Origin of the sequence: Burkholderia cepacia ATCC 25416, from assembly GCF_001411495.1 — a bacterium.
GTDB lineage: Bacteria > Pseudomonadota > Gammaproteobacteria > Burkholderiales > Burkholderiaceae > Burkholderia > Burkholderia cepacia.
The window spans coordinates 758,316-774,736 of record NZ_CP012983.1 but is presented as its reverse complement, the minus strand read 5'-3'; the positions used below and the strand labels follow the sequence as shown (position 1 = coordinate 774,736).

Genomic DNA, 16,421 nt, shown 5'->3' with positions numbered 1-16,421 from the left:
GGTCGATCAAACGAAGCAACGTGCCTGGATGCGACCGGCAAGGAGAGCAACATGCGTGCGTCTGTCTATGTCTGTCTTGCGGCTATTGCGACCGTGCTTGCCGGATGCTTTTGGGTACCTGGTGACGGCTATCGCGGCGATCGAAACGGGGGGTATGGCGGTGCGTATGGCGGAAATCACGAAAGCGGATGGAATCGAGGCGCCACTTCGCGCGACCACGTGAATCATTCCGGGCGTTCCGATGACCAGGGGCCGCATGGGGCAGGGCAACGGGAGGGATGGTAGGTCAGGGCAGCGAGCATCACATGAAAACAGCGTCCTTCCGGTGCGCTTCATCATGACCGATGCCGCGGCTTGGCAACGCACACGTCGCCGTGTCGAAGTTCGCCTTTCATATCCCGTTGTACGGCGATTCTCCCAAACAGATCGATCGGAAGAAACGACCGGCAGTCGCCATGGATGGCCGGGCCGCGTCGTTCGCCATTCGATCGCGTCGTTTCGCGAAGCTGGCGCCCCGGATACCCCATTGCTCACGTCCTGCCAGACTCGAGCAGGTTCTTCAGCGCCGCCATTTGTTCCTTCTGCATGTTCAGCAATTCAGTCCATTGCTCCTCGCGCAACCCGTCCAATTTTTCATGGAGCAACATGATCTCGAGTTCGGCCTTCAGATTGATTTCGTAATCGTGTTCGGCAGAGACCCGGTCCTTGTATGACTGCCGGTTCTGCGCCATCAGGATAATGGGTGCCTGGATAGCTGCCAGCATCGAGAGAAACAGGTTGAGCAGGATATACGGGTAAGGATCGAAGGCCTTGCTGTACGTTGCCAGAATCAGCGAATTCAGACTGACCCAGGCGACCATGACGACGACAAAGCACGTGATGAATATCCACGACCCGCCGAAGGCGGCAACGGCATCCGCTGCGCGCTGGCCGCGCGTTGCCGCTGCATCCAGTTCTTTCGTGGGGTCTCTCGCGATGTGCTTTCGCTCCGAGATGAGATGTGCAACATTCTTCGTGCGCTCGTCCAATGATTCATAGGGGACGCCAAAGAATTTTTCGGCAAGCTCCGCAGGTTTACGCATGTTGCTCTCCGCGCGCGGTCGCACAATCAGAACAGAATAGAACCGCAGTCAGGTCATTGCAAAAGGCTGGTTGCTCGGCAACCGCGAAGCAACGAAACCGAAACGGCCCGAACAGCGGCCTCTCCCGGTTTCGTTGCCATCCGACCAAGTGGACAAACTCCCGCGCGATCCCGCACCCTACCGGAACCGGAGCAGTATGAACGGGCTGACGCCTGGCGCCGACTGCGGCGCATAAACCACGGGTGAGAGCGAAGTCCGAGCGTGGCCGACAGCCAGGAACAAATTGCGATAGAAACGGGAACAGCTTTACGGAAAAGAGCGGCAGCGGCTCGCGGATTCCATTTGAATAATTTTAATTTAACATAAGCTAAACTAGCGATCTTTTGGGGTCGCAAGGAAATACCGCAACGTGAGCGCCGCGGCTCGTTTTCGTTCCGACACCATTCTTAGGCGACCGACACCTGCAGCCGCCATCCCGACTTTCCCCGTAGCACCTCATTTTTTGCCTCGCTACGCTTGGCCGCTCTCGTCATTGATGCGGAGTCGCTGATGGACCACTGGCGATTGGCTTATCTCGGGATCCGGCAGGTGCCGCGCGAGCTGAGCGAGTTCGAGCTCGCCACATTCTTCACGTTCTCCAAGCGGGAGCGTGTTGCCATTGATTCAAGACGCACCGATCTCTTTCGACTCGCGGTCGCATTGCACATCGGTTTTCTTCGCATGACCGGTCGGCCGCTCGGCTCGTACAAGCAGATTCCCACGGTTCTCTGGCGACATCTTGGACGACAGCTGAATGTGAAGCCGCCAGACCTTGGCACGTTACGTTCCCTTTACGATCGCAACCTCAAGACCTTATCCGACCACCAGCGCTTTGCTCGGGATGCCATCAATTTTCGAGCCGTCGCGGAACATCAACGTCGGTATGTCATCCGTTGGCTCAAAGAACAACTCACCGGCCGCCCCGAACGCGGCCAGTTGACGAACGATCTCAAACGTTGGTTCTACGACCATCGCATCGTGATACCACCGGAGCGCATGCTCAGGCAGTTTGTCGTCCAGGCCGTACGCGACATTGAGGGACAACTGCATGGCGCGCTCGAGCATGCCGTCGGTATGGAAAAACTCGAGAGTTGGGCGAGAGTACTGGCTCAGCCCCATGGAGAACATTCAAGTCTCCAGCGATGGCTGTGGGCCGTCCCGCTGCGCAACTCGACCCATCAGATGAGCGAGATCCTCGACAAAGTCAATTTGCTCACGATGCACGAGGTGGCAACGCGTTTTCCGGTTGAATGCAACGATGCCATGGTGCGCCACTACGCCCGCCGTTGTGCAAGTCGCCCGCCATCGATCAGCAAGCGAATCGAACCCCAAAGCCGACGAATCGAAGCCGCCTGCTTCATGCGGTATTCCCTCTGTGTTGCGACTGATCAGGTACTCGAGATGCTCCGGCGATGGGCACTGAAGGTTGTCAACGACACGTCACGTGAAGTGGATGCGATGCGGATGAAGGCCGCGGATCAACTCCGCGAGTTCGCGCTTGCCGTCAAAGCACTTGCCAATGATGAAACCCTCTCGCGCGAACAGCTCGGGGAGAAGCTTTGTCTGCTTGCAGACGATGTTTTGCAACCGCATCCCACCAGCCGTCGGAGCCAGATACGGCAGTGCTTGGTCCGAAAGCGGTACTACGCCCGTAACCTTTTGAATCGGATCGTGCAGCTGCCGTTCGAGGCCGAGGGCGCTCATCCTGTAGTCGATGCTCTCTCGTTACTACGTGCGCTATATCGACGTCGCGCTTATCTCCTGCCCGACGGGGTCAATATCAGGCTTGGGCGCGCGTGGCGCGAGGCGATCGATGGTTACGATCGGCTGCGGGCCATGGTTGCTTTCGAGTGGGCCACCCTCTTTGCGCTCCGTGTCGCCCTGCGCAACGGCTCGGTTTTCATCGACCACAGCTTCTCGTTCAGAAGTCAGTCGCATATGCTGATCTCGGCCGAGCAGTGGAAGGCGAAGCGGAACAATCACTATGGACACCTCGGCCTGCCCCAAGACCCGAACGAATTTCTCGGACCAATCCTTGAACAGCTCGAACAGCGCCTCGCACTACTCGATGATGCCGTGGTCAATGGTTCGATCCGAGTTGATACTGCTGTCCACCTCGACCCGATGGCTGCGCAGGATCCAGACCCACAAGCCGATCAACTTCGCCGTCAGATCTTCGAAGCTCATCCGCCAGGCCAATTTCCCGAGATCATCCTCGAGATCGATAGTGCGACACGCTTCAGTTGGACCCTGCTTGGACGCGAGCCGCGGTCGCGCACCGAGTTACTGATGGTGTATTCGGCGATCCTGGCTCACGGCACATCGCTGACGGCTGCTGATATTTCTCGGATGGTCCCGGAAGTGTCAACTGAGGCGATTCGTCAAATGATGAAGCGTCTCGCGGACGAACGAATGCTGCGTACAGCGGCCGACGCCGTCCTTGAATTCATGCACGAACACCCGATCGCCGCCCACTGGGGGCGAGCCGATCTAGCATCGTCCGACATGATGTCGCTGGAGACAACCCGGACGATTTGGCGAGCGCGTGCGGATCCACGTCGCCGGACTGCATCCATCGGGATGTACACGCATGTGCTGGATCGTTGGGGCATTTTCTACGACCAGCCAATCATCCTGAATGAGCGACAAGCAGGCGCAGCAATCGAGGGCGTCGTCCGGCAAAGCGCCACCAAGGACATAGCTCAACTCGCCGTCGATACCCACGGTTACACCGATTTCGCGATGAGCGTGTCCCGGGCACTTGGCTTTGATTTATGCCCTCGCCTGTCACACCTTCGTGACCGACGTCTTCACGTGCCTCGCAGTCAGGTTGTGCCGGCGCGGCTCGCAGGGGTCACGGATCGGGACGTCCGACTCGGCCTCATCGTTGACGTGTGGGACGAATTCGTGAGGATCGCCGCATCGATTCGCTCTGGCCAATGCACGGCTGTCGAAGCGATTGCGAGATTCGGATCTGCTGCTCGCGGGCAGGCTGTGTACGATGGCGGCGTTCACATCGGCCGCTTATTCAGAAGCATTTTTTTGATCGACTACTTCACCAATGCCTCTTTCCGGTCGGAGTTGCAACATGCCCTAAATCGGGGAGAAGCGGTGCATACCGTGCAACGCGCAATTCACATCGGTCGCATTCCGGTGGAGCTAGCTCGGCGCCAGGAATCGCTCGCGGCAGTGTCATCGGCGTTGACCCTGCTCTCGAACATCTTGATGGCCTGGAACACCACCCATATGCAACGAGCCCTGGAGAACATCGAAGCTAGCCGGGGGCAGCCGATCGCGACCGAGCAACTCCGGCGAATCGCCCCAACTCATATCGAGGGCATCAACTTGCGCGGAACCTTCAATTTTCCCGTGTCGCTGTATGCAAAGCGGATTTTGCCGAGCATCGCGGCCGACAACCCCATTTCGTCAACCAGTCGGAGCGCCTAACGACGGGGTGTACTGGTACCGCCGGTCAAGGGACCGCTCATCGTCAATGCGATCACGTCTGGAGATGCCCTCTGCTTCGTTAGCAAAGGGTAGACACTAACCCATTGTTTTGTCGGAATAAATATTTAGGGCCGCAAGGCAAGGCCTTGCCAGGCCTAAAGGCGCCTAACCGGAAAAACGCATGGAAATCAAAGGCGCCCCTGTTAATGCGTAGCCCGCGGTGTTTACCGCAAGCATGCATCTGCTATCCGGCTGACGTCATTTTTTCATGACAGGGAACGCGGGTTCCCGGAAAGATGTATCGGGTCGGTCGATTATTCTGGATTTCGTGTTCGATCAGCGCGATTGCTTCTAAAAATCGCTTGAAAATCGACGACGGCTCATCCGCTGATCGAGCAGTTGGCTGCGGCAAATTGTTGCATTGTTCGAATTCCCGCTTCACCCGATCGGCCGCAGCATCTGTTACTGCGCGGTTCCCGCCATTTGTCACGGCGATAGTTCGCGCGATCGCAATAACGAATGCAATCGTGAATGCACGGTTCGCATGCGGCAAAGTTTTAGCCCATGACCAGTTCCTGATCACGACGGCGATCGATTATCCTATTCAGGATCCGCCACGCGCACGATCCGCAATCGAGATGCGCGAAACCCTCGTGGACAAACCCGCCCGCGCTCGCTCGCCTGCCGCTGCATGCTACTCTCGCAACCGGCACCGGCCAGGACAGTACAGTGGTGCGCGACCAGTGAACATTGTGGATTCACGCATCATGTACTCGATCTTGCCCGCGTTCGTCTCTGCGCTGTTTCTCGGGTTCGGCCTCTACGTGCTGGCCACCAAGGGCCTCACGCGGGTATCCGTCCCGTTCGTCTTGATGTGCGCGGCGACCTTCGTCTGGCAGGGAACATGGGCCTTCCTGTTCCAGACGACCGACGCGGACGTCGCCAACTTGCTGGTCAAGGCAGGTTATCTGTTCATCCTTTTCCTGCCGACGACCTTCTATCATTTCGTGACGGAGATCGTGTCGCGTCGGGACGAGCGGCCGTTCATGTTCGCCTCCTACGGCCTCTGCGTGCTGCTGGCCATATTGCTGGTCACGGGCAATGGGGTCGTCGATGGATTCCGCCTGCATTTCTTCGGCCCGTATCCCAAGGCGGGCCCACTGCATCCGCTGCACGTCGTGCAGACCGTCCTCCTGGTCGGCCGCAGCGGCTGGCTCCTGATCGAGGCACGACGACAGACGCGCGCGCGGGATGTCCGGCAACTGCTCACGCAATGTCTCGTCAGCCTGGGCCTCTACTCGCTCGCGGCCACCGACTACGCGGTGAACTACGGCGTCGAGTTCTATCCGGTGGGGGTACTGTTCATTGCGATGAGTCTCGGGATTCTCGCGACGTCGATCGTCCGCTATGGCCTGATGGGCCCCTATCTCCTGGCCGCGACGGTCGCGCACGAAGTGGCCACGCCGCTGGCGGCGATCGGCCTGCATGCGGACGAGCTGCGCAACGTCCTGCCGGCGCTGCTGCGCGGGTATCGGCTGGCGGTGGAGCACCGGTTGTGCGCCGACAGCTTGTATCCGGGGCAGCTGGACCGGCTGCCGACGCTCGCATCGTCGATCCGGCGCCAGGTCGACACCACGAGTACCGTGGTCGAAATGTCCCTGGCGTCCTTTACGCTGGACCGCCTCGATCGCCACGGCTTCGCGGCCTATCCGATACGGGCCTGTGTCGACGCCGCGGTGGATCGCTTTCCCTTCCGTCCGGGGGAACGCGACCGCGTGTCGGTCGGCGCGATCGATCCGGACCTCCGGTTCTCCGGAACCGACTCGCTCGTGATCTTCGTCATCTTCAACCTGCTGAAAAACGCCCTGTATGCGATCGACGCAAGCGGCCGTGGGCAGATCGAGATCGACGCTCATCGCAGCAACGGTTACTGCGTGGTGCGTTTCAGCGACACGGGCCCGGGCATCGCTCCCGAGGTGCTCCCTCAAATCTTCGACGCCTTCTTCTCGACCAAGTCGCACGGGTGCGGCGCCGGCATGGGCTTGAGCTTCTGTCGTCGCGCATGCGAAGCGCTCGGCGGCGCCATCGCGTGTGAATCCATCCCCGGCGTGCGGACCACGTTCACGATTCGGCTGCCGGAGCCCGGTTCGCCGGCGGACCAGGCATTGCGCGATCCACCGGCGCCCACCCGGCACTATCGCATCGGGTAAGGCAGTCTCACCTTCAGTTCGCGGCGGACGGCAGGATCAGTTCATACGCCTTGACGCGCTCGATGATGCCCGCCGGAAACCGGCTGATCCGCTTGTCTGGACCGGCAAACACGATCTGCTGGTACCCCAGCGACACCTGTCGCCCGTCGACGTAGAAGCGAAACAGCAGATACGCCGAACACTGCCGAACCTCGAACGTATTGAGGAAGCAGTCGACCCGCTGGAACGGAAACGTCTCCTGGACGTATTCCTGATGCGCGCGCTTCGTCACGAACGACCCGCCGGCCGCCAGCAGGTTGTTGTGGATGCATTCGTGAAACCAGCGTTCACGGCACACGCCCTGCCATTCGAAGTAGCGTGCGAAATAGGTATTCATGAAGGCATTGGAATCCTTGAGGTAAATGTCGACCACGTGGTGGAAGGTTTTTTCGGACTGATGTGCCGTTTCGTTGGAAAGGACGTGAAGAATCGCGTCTTGCGTCAACATGGATAACTCCTTGAATCGCTACTGGCGGTAGCGGCGCATTCCTTCAACGAGAAGGAATGGCCAGATTCTCGCCGTGCAATTCTGTTGAGCGCTTCGGTCAATACATGCCAAATTAGTGGTTGACAAATGGTTGATGTAAATCCCACTTTCGCCGGATAATTGGCGCGGTCATGCAACGCGGCCGTCATTTGTGGAAACGCGTCTCCGTTATCGAATCTTTTTCTGCTGATTTATCGACACTCGTATGCAAACCTTCGTCAGGCAGCCGGTGCTCTATCCCGTGTCCGTGGTGTTTGTCGACGACAATCCGGATTTCCTGCAGGCGCTGCGGGGCGCATTTCCGGACGAACACCTGAACCGCTTTTTTACACAACCCCGGGTGGCGCTCGACTTCGTGTCGTCGCGTGACGTGGAGATGCCGCCAACGGCCGCGGACTATTTCGGTGCGGAGAAAAAAGGCGGCAATGCGATCGGCGAGGATGCGCTCACCGATCCCGCCCGATTCGAGGCGGTGGGCGCGGTGGTCGTGGACTTTTCAATGCCGGAGGTCGACGGCATCCAGCTTCTTTCCTCCATCCGCAACGCAAACTGCATGAAAATCCTGCTCACCGGCGTTGCCGACGAGCGCGAGGCGGTGGACGCGTTCAACGCGGGACTGATCGATTGCTTTCTGAAGAAAACCGACGTCGAGATGCCACGCAAGCTGGCAACCGTGCTGGACAACGCGAAGCGCAAGCACTGCGCGGCTCGCGGGCACATCAGCCTGCATGAAGCAGGGTCGACCTACCGCGATCCGAGGATCGTCAAACTGATCGACGAGGTGGCCGCGCGGGAAGGCATCGTCGAATACTACTGGCGCCCCAATCAGGACGCGGTGCTGATGTTCGACGCCGCGGGCGCGCCGAGTGTATTTCTCGCCTGGAACGAAGAGGATTGGTCGTTTCACTGCGATATCGTGGCCGACGCGAACGGTCCGGCGGAATTGCGCCAAGGCATGGAGGCGCGCAGCATCATGCCGCTGTTCTGGCCATCGCAGGCCTATCGGCCCGGCCTCGCCGACGTCAAATGCGCGGCGCCCCTGCCCGTTCCGGGATGGAACGGCACGTTTTACAGCTGGACCCGTCTGGACGATACGGCCACCGAACACGAGCTGCCCACGTTGGCGAAATGGCGTCACGCTTGAGGGATCATCTGCCTGTCTTCAATCAGGTGGTGCTGTCGTCGAGCCGGCAAGAACTCGATTTGAAGCAATCCCTGTCAATGTTGACAGTTATCGGCGGCACGGACTTTTGTTTCAATAGCGCCCTATTCCGAGGGCCACCCACTATTCCAATCAGGCGGCACATTCATTCAGGGCAGGTATCAGAATTGCGGAAGGGCCATTCAGCAAGCGACTGATACCGCTGAGTATTGTTTCAGGTGCCGCGTGGTAAGCCTTGGCGGATCTGGTTCGATCTACGCCGATAAAACGCAGCAAAATCAAGGCTCCCTGATATCCCCGCGCGACCTCGATGGGGCGGCGGCACGTTTCCGGCCGGCGCCCATCGCGGTCGATCGTGATCCCGTGACGCGCGTATCGCCGCGCGGCGCTTGCCCGGCGAGACCGGGTGAATTCTGCCCCAGACATTTCGATGTGCTCGATCTGCGCGTGCGTATTGCACGTGTCGTCGCCCGCGAGAACGTGATCCGCTCAGGACCTGCTGTATGAGGGCGATTTCTGATCCAGAATGTCGTCGAACGCCCCTTCCGATACCGAGACGAAGGACTCGAAATGCAGATCGTCTGCGCGTCCAAACGCTCAATAACGGGTTCGTTCCTTATAAATTCTTCTGAAACCAGTTCATATTTGATTACGGCCGAAAACCCGGCGACGGCGGAGCCGTATCCGGTGCGGGTGTATGACGCAGCCCGAGCACGTCGAGATATGTGTCAAGCGAGCGTTGTGCAGATTCGGCAACCAGTCGCGTAATGTCGCCGTAATCGCCACTAACACACGCTTTGTCGAGCGCGTCGTAGTAGGCAAGCCGATCCTCTTTGCGGATGATCGCGGGCGGATAGCCTGCCTTCATCAACTCGAAGTTGAGCAGCAGCCGCCCCGTCCGCCCGTTGCCATCAATGAACGGATGGATCTTCACGAATCGCGTGTGCAGTTCCGCCGCCCGCTCGACCGGATGCCTGTCTCCGGCCGCCTCATACCAGTCGATCAGCGCGGCCATTTCAGCAGGCAGATGCATGAAATCCGGCGGGGTTGTACTCGCACCCGCGATCACCACGTTTTCGCGGCGATACCGGCCCGCTTCTTCAGCATCGATGCCCTTCAACACGAGACTGTGGATGTTGCGAATCTGCCATTCCGACAGTGCCTCCGCTTTCGCCACGATGTCCTCGACATAGACGATCGCGTCACGATGGTTTGTCGCCTCGAAGTGCTCGCGAAGGGATTTTCCGCCGACCGTGATGCCTTCGAGCACCACCTTGGTTTCTCGCAGCGTCAGCGTGTTGCCCTCGATCGCGTTCGAGTGATACGTCCACTCGAGAAACAACTTTTCGCGCAGCGAGGCAACGGTGTGCTGTGGCAGCGGACGCGCGGCGTCGAGTGTCGCCTTGTCGGCGTCGATCGTGTTCAGCAGCGCGGAAGTTTGATTCGGCATTTGCTTCTCAAGGCGAGGTTCACTATTCGTCAGTATATATCCCCAATGGGGACAATCAAGCGGGTTTCCGCATTTGCTGCCACTGCAGGATTTCCAGCACGTATGATCGGCCCATATCGGGCATGGTGCGCGAGTCTGGCGAGTCTGCCGGCAGAAGCCACTTGTCCAGCGTCCGCACGGCAATGCTCAAGCGCGCGGCAAACTCCGCTCGCGTCATACCCAGTCGATCCATCGCTACGCGCAGCAGTTCCTGCTGGGGAAGTGCTGCGAGATCTTCCTTCGTAGTCATGCGTCAATTCAACGGTCAAAGTCACTTCCGGACTTATATCCCCAACGGGGATGACAATCAAGCATCAGCGAAATATCCGTCGAGATCGGCCATCGCCTTGCGCCTCGCCTTCTTCGAAATCTTGAGATATGGAGCGAAATGATCAAGATGGATGTGGCCGAGAAGTGACTGCACCGTTTCGATTGAGTGACGCTGTGCAATAAGGCGATTCGCGAAGGTCCGGCATCTTGGGTGGCTTGAAATCCCTCGACCGAAACCAGCGGCGCGGTACAGTCCGGTTACATCGTGCTGAAGGCTGTCCACCGCGAGATGTTTGAACGTTTCGCCGTCGTCGTTGACGGGACGCTTCACGTTCAACTCGTGGCGTGTACGCTTGTACGTCAAGATGAGCGGCACGGCAGGCATAGTCCCCGCCACTTGCTCCGGTCGGGCGTCGTTACTTTGCTGCGCTTCCGGCGCCATTCGATGTATCGGTTCATGGTCGCGACGGTTTTCGGGTGACTCAGGGAGACGCATTGGTGATCACACCTCGAAGGCCCACTTCCTCGCAGCGCCCACCGCCATCGCACGACATGGCCGATTTTCGGTGGATCCTCGGGCAGCGTTAGAATAGCGCCCCTTCTCATGGGAGACGAAAATGTCCTGGTTCGTTTACGAAGTACCCGAATACCACGAAGACGCTGCGCGCATCGAGCCCTTCAGCGACCTGCGCAACCGTGTGTTGAAAGTCGGTGACCCGGCCATGGCTGAAGAACTGGAAAGCGTTCGCGAGAACGCCGCGGCGACCGCCGACACGCCCGAGCGCCCCCTGCGGACTCCGGAAAATCCGCACGTCTTTCCGATTCCTTACGCCGAATCCATGATCCTGGTCGGGTTCATCTTCGATCTGAAACGCGAATTCCGGCAACTGGTCGTGTCGCCCGTGGAGATGCCCTGGCTGAAAGACGCGTAAGAGGCGGTCGGAACGGAAGCGCGACCTCGCGCTCGCGTGCGCGCTACCCGTTGACGTTTGGTCAGGCCCGGCACTCACTCGCGGAAGAAACCGGTGCCGGCGTCGGGCATCGACGCAGGAGCGAACGTCGGCGGCAACGCGAAGGCGCGACAGACGCAAGGTGCCTGCGATCGGCGGTTCTCTACAACAACGACAACTGAGCCGGCATGCTTGTGCGACCTGCCTGATCGCTTTCGTTTACCGCCAAGTCCTGCCGGTCCGTTGACTGCGCATCGCCGTCGTCCTGTCGATATTTCCGCGCCCAATCGACGCCAAGCACATCAGATGAGAACACAACGCCGGGCGCAATCTGAACAAGCTGGCTCATGTGCGGATTTTCCTAAGCAGTCTGAACGTCGAAGTGTGCGGCTGCATAGCGTGCACTGCAGTTCCACACTTCGACGCCGTCACGGGTAAAGGTAGCCCATCCGTCCTTGACGATCACCTCTGCACCGGGAAAGACGTCACCATATCCATTTGCCGTGGCCGCGAAAACCGTTCGCTCGCGACACGTCGCCCAGTATTTCCCGTTTTCCAGGGTTAGCGGCTTTGTGCTCAATCGTCGACTCGACTCATTGTTTGATCAAAAAAACGATCGCGGCTCTTTGCTCCCGCAATCCATTGAGGCGCCCTGTCAGGGGCATGAGCAAGGTAAGCGCAATTCCCTATCATAAGCCGTGACGTCATGACATCTCTTGTTATCGGCCCGGTATTGACCCTACCCTTTCCCGTCGCTTGTATTCACGGTCGCTAACCGGCCGTAGCCATCGGAACCGGGAGCGAATCGCCCATCAATTCCGCAGGCGCCTGCTTCGCGCCCGGCCCTCGGCTTTCGACCGGCACGCTAGATCCGTCGGACATACCGCTCCGAAACGACCGAGCGTTGCTGGATCCATGCGACGGCAAGCTCCAGCGCTTCGTCGCGTGCCTCCTGGGCGTTGGCGAAATCGCCATCGACGCCGAGCGTGCGTGTCTCGCCAGCCCGGTCGGTGACAATGGCCGCCGCCGCGTAGCGGCTGTTTCCGGTGGCGGTTACCACCGGCCGGACCTCGCAGCCGTGATACTCCATGACGTTGTCCGTTTGCATATGACACCTCCTGCAGCGTGTTGCACCCGAAGCGAGCCCGGCGATGCGGGATCTTTACGTGCTTGCCCTAGCCGATATCGATCGAGCGACTGGCGGACTGCACCGGTTCCGATTTCGGCACGGTCAACGTGAGTACACCGTTATCAAACTTTGCCAGGGTGTGGTCGGGATCGGCGTTTTCCGGCATCGGGATCGTGCGCACGAAGCTTCCATGGGCGCGCTCCAGCCGGTAGCAGCCGTTTTCCTCGCTGCGCACATCCTGCTTATTCTCTCCACGCAGCACGATTGCTCCATCCTCGACGCTCAACTTCAGATCTTCGCGCTCCATTCCGGGCAGTTCGGCGGTCACGCGCAGCACCTGCCCCTCATCGACGACGTCGATGCGCGGCTGGAAGCGCGACGAGCTGAAGTCGCCAAACCAGCGTTCGAGCGCGCCACCGCCTGCAAACGGGTCGTGAAAGAACGCCTCCATTGCACGCCACGGGTCACGTGAGAACAATCGCGGGATGTCGGGCCACGAAGCCCGCCACTGTTCGCCTGTCGGCGTGCTTTCCGCGCCTTCCGCATTGGACTTGCGGGCAGTTCCGCGAAGGAACTTGAAGGGGTTCCACTTTTTCAAATCGGTATTCATGGCGTCCTCCGATTCAGCTTCAATCTGATTTCACCGCGTACTCGACCGCATCGCGCCGCGCTTCGCCCGCGCTTGTCCAGCGTTTGCTGAAACGCGGCAGATGCCGGTCGGCCAACACCTCATCGTTCCGTTCGATTCGGACCATCCGGACGATAGCGATGTAGCCGTCCAGTGCGGACAGGCGGGTCACGATCGGTCGCACGGGAATAGCGCGGAGATCGATCACGTGTCCTTTCCAGGACTCCTGCATAACATCAGACACCCGCCCCCCGCTGCTCCTGGTCCGCGCAGGCGGCAGCGCGATCGCTGCCGCCCTGGTTGCCGACCTGCCGTTGCCGAAGGATCAGCTGGTCCTGACTTCAACGCGCCGTGGGCGCGCCTCGTCGCGGCGCGGGATTGTCAGCTTCAGCACCCCGTCGTGAAGGCTCGCCTCGATCCTTGACGTATCGAAGTCCGGTGACAGCGTGAACGTCCGGGCGAAATGCGGTTCGCGGACCTCGGCATGCTGCAGCCGCAGATTTGCCGGTGTCGGCACCGCCGCCTCGGCCTCGATCGAGAGGCTGTTGTCGTGAACCTTGACGTCCAGCTTGTCCCTCGTCACGCCGGGCAGATCCGCCCATAGCGTGACGACCTGGCTGTCCTCGTATATGTCGACGGCCGGGACGAGCGTGATCCGGCGCTTGGGCTGTTCCGTGTCGCGACGTGCCACGGTGGACGGGCCGCGTTCGGCCAGTTGGGTCGTGTCATTCATGATCGGCTCCTCGGATTACCGGATAGTGATGGCGCGCGGCTTGGACGATTCGCGCCTGCCGACACTGATCGACAGACAGCCATTTTCGTAGCGCGCCTGGACCTTGTCGGGATCGGCGGTGTCGGGCAGCTCGATGACGCGCCTGAAGGCGCCGGCAAAGCGCTCCTGCGCATACGTACGCGTCTCGCTGCCAGTGCCGGGCTGTGTCGATTTGCGTTCGCCGCTGATGGTCAGCAAGCCCTTGTCGATCGATACGTCGAGTTCGGCGGCGTTGATGCCCGGGGCGAAGGCGACGATCTCGATCGACTCGTCGGTCGCACCGATATTGATCTGAGGAAACGCGCCAAGCCGGCCAGCGCGGATGCTGGACGGAAAGCCGCCGAGGAGTTGCGCCATCTGCTGCTGCAGGCGGTCGAACTCGCTGAAGAGGTCGGTTCCGAAGTAAAGATCGCTCATGATCGTATCCTCCTTGAATGCAGCCGGGAGGCGAACGGGCCTACGCGCTCCAGTTCGCCTGCCAGACTGTCGGCAAACAAATCGAAACACGCAGCGCGCGGGATCCAGAGGCCCGCGCATCTGCCTGAGCGAAACCTAAGATAGGCACTCCGCGAAAAATTTCAAGGTGCGTCGGCAGATTTTTGCACTTGAAATTCCGGTGCTGGAACCTATCATCGCAGCGGCTTGGAACTGCATGCGGAGGACGCCATGGAATTCGACACGGACTGGCTTACGCTGGGCAGGCATCGTATCCGGCTGCGCTCGACGAAGGGCTTTCCGACCGAGACGATGCGCACTGTGACCGAGGTCGTCAGGCTCGCGATCGACAACAACATGAGCGCGCGGGCGCGACTCGTCGAGGTCGTCTGCCGGCACGAACAGACCTACGACGTGCTGGTCGGCACGACGATGGCGGAGGACAAGGTTTGTGCACCGCAACTTGAAGCCGCGGTTGCGGTTGTGCTGGGCCTGTTGCCCGACCAGATCAACATCACGGTCACCCCGGTCACGCAAAAGGAGGTCGATCTGCACTTTGGCGTGTACGAGCGGATGCTGTCGGAGAAGCTGAGTACGGCCCCGCCGACCCGCTGACCGATCGGTCCAGCGCTCGGCCATGCGTCGACGGGGTCGTGACCGACATTCAGCTCGGCCAGGCCGGCAGCACCGTGCACTTGCTGTTGTTGCCGTAGCTTAACCAGCGGGTCGCGGTGAAAGGACGTATTACCTGGCCGGATTCCGGAACCCGGTTTGCACCGACGCCGGACTTCGCATTTCCGGTCGGCTGCCCCGGCGGGAACGCTTCCAGGGCGCATGCACTACCGTGCGCGGCGTCCATTTCATCCGCATCATCGCCTCCGATCCGGATCATGCGACCGATGACATGCGAGTCGTCCGATGCACGGATGAATGGCGCTGCTGATCGGCCGGCGTCGCGTGTACGCCATGGCCCCTGAAATACGCCGGCGTGCCGACCACCGCCATCTCCAGTGACGGCGTGATGGAGACGGCAATCATGTGCGGCGCGAGGCTCTCGCCGATCCGGATGCCGACATCGCATCCGTCCGCCCCGATGTTGGCCAGGCTGTCGTCCATGACCGGTTCGAGGCCGAGCGCGGAAAAACGCGTGCCGCACTCCTTCAGATGCGGCTCGATCAGGGTCTTGGCCGCGACGCGGGCGGCCAAGACCAGACGCGCCAGACCTGTGCCGTCGGCTACGACTACCTACGTGGACGGAGCCCGAACACGTCGCCTCCGGCACGCGCCCGACCGCGCCCGTGCCGATCGCCCGGCCGTTCCCCTTCCCGGTCTACTCGACGTTGTCCGACACGTCCGTCATCCGGATCATGTGCGGCTTCACACCGTCGTCGTCATCGGCAGGCACGGCCTCCTTCGGATGAATCAGCGCTTCGAGCCGCGCCTTCGTCGCGACGAACGCCGGCGAATTGACCTGAGAATAATCGCGCGGCCGTGGCACCGGCACCTCGATCAACTCCTGCACCGCCCCCGGATTCGCCTTGAGAACGAGAATGCGATCCGCCAGGAAAATCGCCTCGTCGAGATCGTGCGTGATGAACAGGATCGTCACGTCGATATTGCGCCAGATGTCGAGCAGATGCGTCTGCATCCGCGCGCGCGTCTGCGCGTCGAGCGCACCGAACGGCTCGTCCATCAGCAGGATGCGCGGGCGGTTCGCCAGCGCACGGGCGATCGCCACGCGCTGCTTCATCCCGCCGGACAACTGGTGCGGATACACGTCGGCGAAGCGCGTCAGCCCGACGAGATCGAGCCACTGCAGCGCTTCGCGTTCGGCCTCGCCGCTGCTGCTCCCGTTCATCCGGAGACCGAACATCACGTTCTTCTTCACGGTGAGCCACGGAAACAGCGTATAGCCCTGGAACACCATCCCGCGATCGGCGCCCGGCCCCTGCACGGGCTTGCCGTCCAGCAGCACTTCGCCGCTTGTCTGCGCTTCGAGCCCCGCCAGGATGCGGATCAGCGTCGACTTGCCGCAACCGGACGGGCCGATCACGCACACGAATTCGCGGCGGTGCGTACGGAAGCTGATGTCGTCGAGCGCGACGCACTCGCCCTGCGGCGTCGCGAAGCGCTTGCCGACGTGGCGCACGTCGAGTATCACGTCGCGGGTTTTCAGTCGTGCGAAGCGCTCGCGCACCGCGTCGGACTGCATCAGGTACTCGGGAACGGCTTGCGGATTCTGCATGATGCCCTCTGCGGAAATCGGTTGACGGTTGCGAATC

19 protein-coding genes are annotated in these 16,421 nt (G+C 60.4%); 5 read left to right on the top strand and 14 right to left on the bottom strand.

Features of this window, described 5'->3' with window-relative positions; translation table 11 throughout:
• Positions 1-530: 530 nt before the first annotated feature.
• A complete protein-coding gene (locus APZ15_RS35655; protein WP_027792675.1) occupies positions 531-1,082 on the bottom strand; it encodes a DUF1003 domain-containing protein in 552 nt (183 codons plus the stop codon).
• Between the two features lie 549 nt (positions 1,083-1,631).
• Here APZ15_RS35655 and APZ15_RS35650 point away from each other — a divergent pair.
• On the top strand, positions 1,632-4,568 hold the full coding sequence (locus tag APZ15_RS35650; RefSeq protein ID WP_027792676.1) for a Tn3 family transposase: 2,937 nt from the start codon (positions 1,632-1,634) through the stop codon (positions 4,566-4,568).
• A gap of 244 nt (positions 4,569-4,812) precedes the next feature.
• Here the strand turns inward: APZ15_RS35650 and APZ15_RS41520 are convergent, their stop codons facing one another.
• Positions 4,813-5,151 (bottom strand): hypothetical protein, encoded by a 339-nt coding sequence (locus APZ15_RS41520; protein ID WP_138143357.1) that lies wholly within the window; start codon positions 5,149-5,151, stop codon positions 4,813-4,815.
• Positions 5,152-5,335: 184 nt separating this feature from the next.
• Between APZ15_RS41520 and APZ15_RS35645 the strand changes: the two genes are divergently transcribed.
• Positions 5,336-6,778 (top strand): sensor histidine kinase, encoded by a 1,443-nt coding sequence (locus APZ15_RS35645; RefSeq protein ID WP_027792677.1) that lies wholly within the window; start codon positions 5,336-5,338, stop codon positions 6,776-6,778.
• A 13-nt stretch (positions 6,779-6,791) separates the two neighbouring features.
• Here APZ15_RS35645 and APZ15_RS35640 read toward each other — a convergent pair whose 3' ends face one another.
• Complete coding sequence (locus APZ15_RS35640; protein WP_021158078.1) at positions 6,792-7,265, bottom strand: acyl-CoA thioesterase; 474 nt, start codon at positions 7,263-7,265, stop codon at positions 6,792-6,794.
• 244 nt (positions 7,266-7,509) lie between these two features.
• Between APZ15_RS35640 and APZ15_RS35635 the strand changes: the two genes are divergently transcribed.
• Positions 7,510-8,448 carry a response regulator gene (locus tag APZ15_RS35635; protein WP_027792678.1) on the top strand — a complete coding sequence of 313 codons (939 nt, stop codon included), beginning with the start codon at positions 7,510-7,512 and terminating at the stop codon, positions 8,446-8,448.
• Between the two features lie 667 nt (positions 8,449-9,115).
• Here APZ15_RS35635 and APZ15_RS35630 read toward each other — a convergent pair.
• The 3 genes from APZ15_RS35630 to APZ15_RS35620 are packed head-to-tail and all read right to left on the bottom strand — an operon-like array spanning position 9,116 to position 10,667.
• Positions 9,116-9,916 carry a Fic family protein gene (locus tag APZ15_RS35630; protein ID WP_027792679.1) on the bottom strand — a complete coding sequence of 267 codons (801 nt, stop codon included), beginning with the start codon at positions 9,914-9,916 and terminating at the stop codon, positions 9,116-9,118.
• Positions 9,917-9,971: 55 nt separating this feature from the next.
• Positions 9,972-10,205 carry a hypothetical protein gene (locus APZ15_RS35625; protein ID WP_027792680.1) on the bottom strand — a complete coding sequence of 78 codons (234 nt, stop codon included), beginning with the start codon at positions 10,203-10,205 and terminating at the stop codon, positions 9,972-9,974.
• A gap of 57 nt (positions 10,206-10,262) precedes the next feature.
• Positions 10,263-10,667 (bottom strand): site-specific integrase, encoded by a 405-nt coding sequence (locus tag APZ15_RS35620; RefSeq protein ID WP_049097128.1) that lies wholly within the window; start codon positions 10,665-10,667, stop codon positions 10,263-10,265.
• Between the two features lie 175 nt (positions 10,668-10,842).
• Here APZ15_RS35620 and APZ15_RS35615 point away from each other — a divergent pair, with 175 nt between their 5' ends.
• Positions 10,843-11,157: a hypothetical protein gene (locus APZ15_RS35615; RefSeq protein WP_027792681.1), complete on the top strand. Its 315-nt coding sequence runs from the start codon at positions 10,843-10,845 to the stop codon at positions 11,155-11,157.
• Between the two features lie 181 nt (positions 11,158-11,338).
• Here APZ15_RS35615 and APZ15_RS35610 read toward each other — a convergent pair whose 3' ends face one another.
• From APZ15_RS35610 to APZ15_RS35585, 6 genes are all read right to left on the bottom strand, one after another.
• On the bottom strand, positions 11,339-11,524 hold the full coding sequence (locus APZ15_RS35610) for a hypothetical protein (RefSeq protein WP_027792682.1): 186 nt from the start codon (positions 11,522-11,524) through the stop codon (positions 11,339-11,341).
• Between the two features lie 516 nt (positions 11,525-12,040).
• Positions 12,041-12,283: a hypothetical protein gene (locus APZ15_RS35605; protein WP_027792683.1), complete on the bottom strand. Its 243-nt coding sequence runs from the start codon at positions 12,281-12,283 to the stop codon at positions 12,041-12,043.
• A 67-nt stretch (positions 12,284-12,350) separates the two neighbouring features.
• Positions 12,351-12,914, bottom strand: a complete 564-nt coding sequence (locus APZ15_RS35600) for an Hsp20/alpha crystallin family protein (protein WP_027792684.1) — start codon at positions 12,912-12,914, stop codon at positions 12,351-12,353.
• A gap of 19 nt (positions 12,915-12,933) precedes the next feature.
• Positions 12,934-13,140: a hypothetical protein gene (locus APZ15_RS35595; RefSeq protein ID WP_226128582.1), complete on the bottom strand. Its 207-nt coding sequence runs from the start codon at positions 13,138-13,140 to the stop codon at positions 12,934-12,936.
• Between the two features lie 117 nt (positions 13,141-13,257).
• Positions 13,258-13,665, bottom strand: coding sequence for an Hsp20/alpha crystallin family protein (locus tag APZ15_RS35590; protein ID WP_027792686.1), 408 nt, complete (start codon positions 13,663-13,665; stop codon positions 13,258-13,260).
• 15 nt (positions 13,666-13,680) lie between these two features.
• The gene (locus tag APZ15_RS35585) at positions 13,681-14,121 is read right to left on the bottom strand and encodes an Hsp20/alpha crystallin family protein (RefSeq protein ID WP_027792687.1); all 441 of its coding nucleotides are present in this window, start codon (positions 14,119-14,121) and stop codon (positions 13,681-13,683) included.
• A 249-nt stretch (positions 14,122-14,370) separates the two neighbouring features.
• Here APZ15_RS35585 and APZ15_RS35580 point away from each other — a divergent pair, with 249 nt between their 5' ends.
• Positions 14,371-14,754, top strand: a complete 384-nt coding sequence (locus tag APZ15_RS35580) for a hypothetical protein (RefSeq protein WP_021158088.1) — start codon at positions 14,371-14,373, stop codon at positions 14,752-14,754.
• A gap of 273 nt (positions 14,755-15,027) precedes the next feature.
• Here APZ15_RS35580 and APZ15_RS35575 read toward each other — a convergent pair whose 3' ends face one another.
• Entirely contained in the window at positions 15,028-15,345 is a 318-nt protein-coding gene (locus tag APZ15_RS35575) for a type 2 periplasmic-binding domain-containing protein (RefSeq protein ID WP_027792688.1), read from the bottom strand.
• 124 nt (positions 15,346-15,469) lie between these two features.
• A complete protein-coding gene (locus tag APZ15_RS35570; RefSeq protein ID WP_021158111.1) occupies positions 15,470-16,384 on the bottom strand; it encodes an ABC transporter ATP-binding protein in 915 nt (304 codons plus the stop codon).
• Positions 16,385-16,421 lie beyond the last annotated feature (37 nt).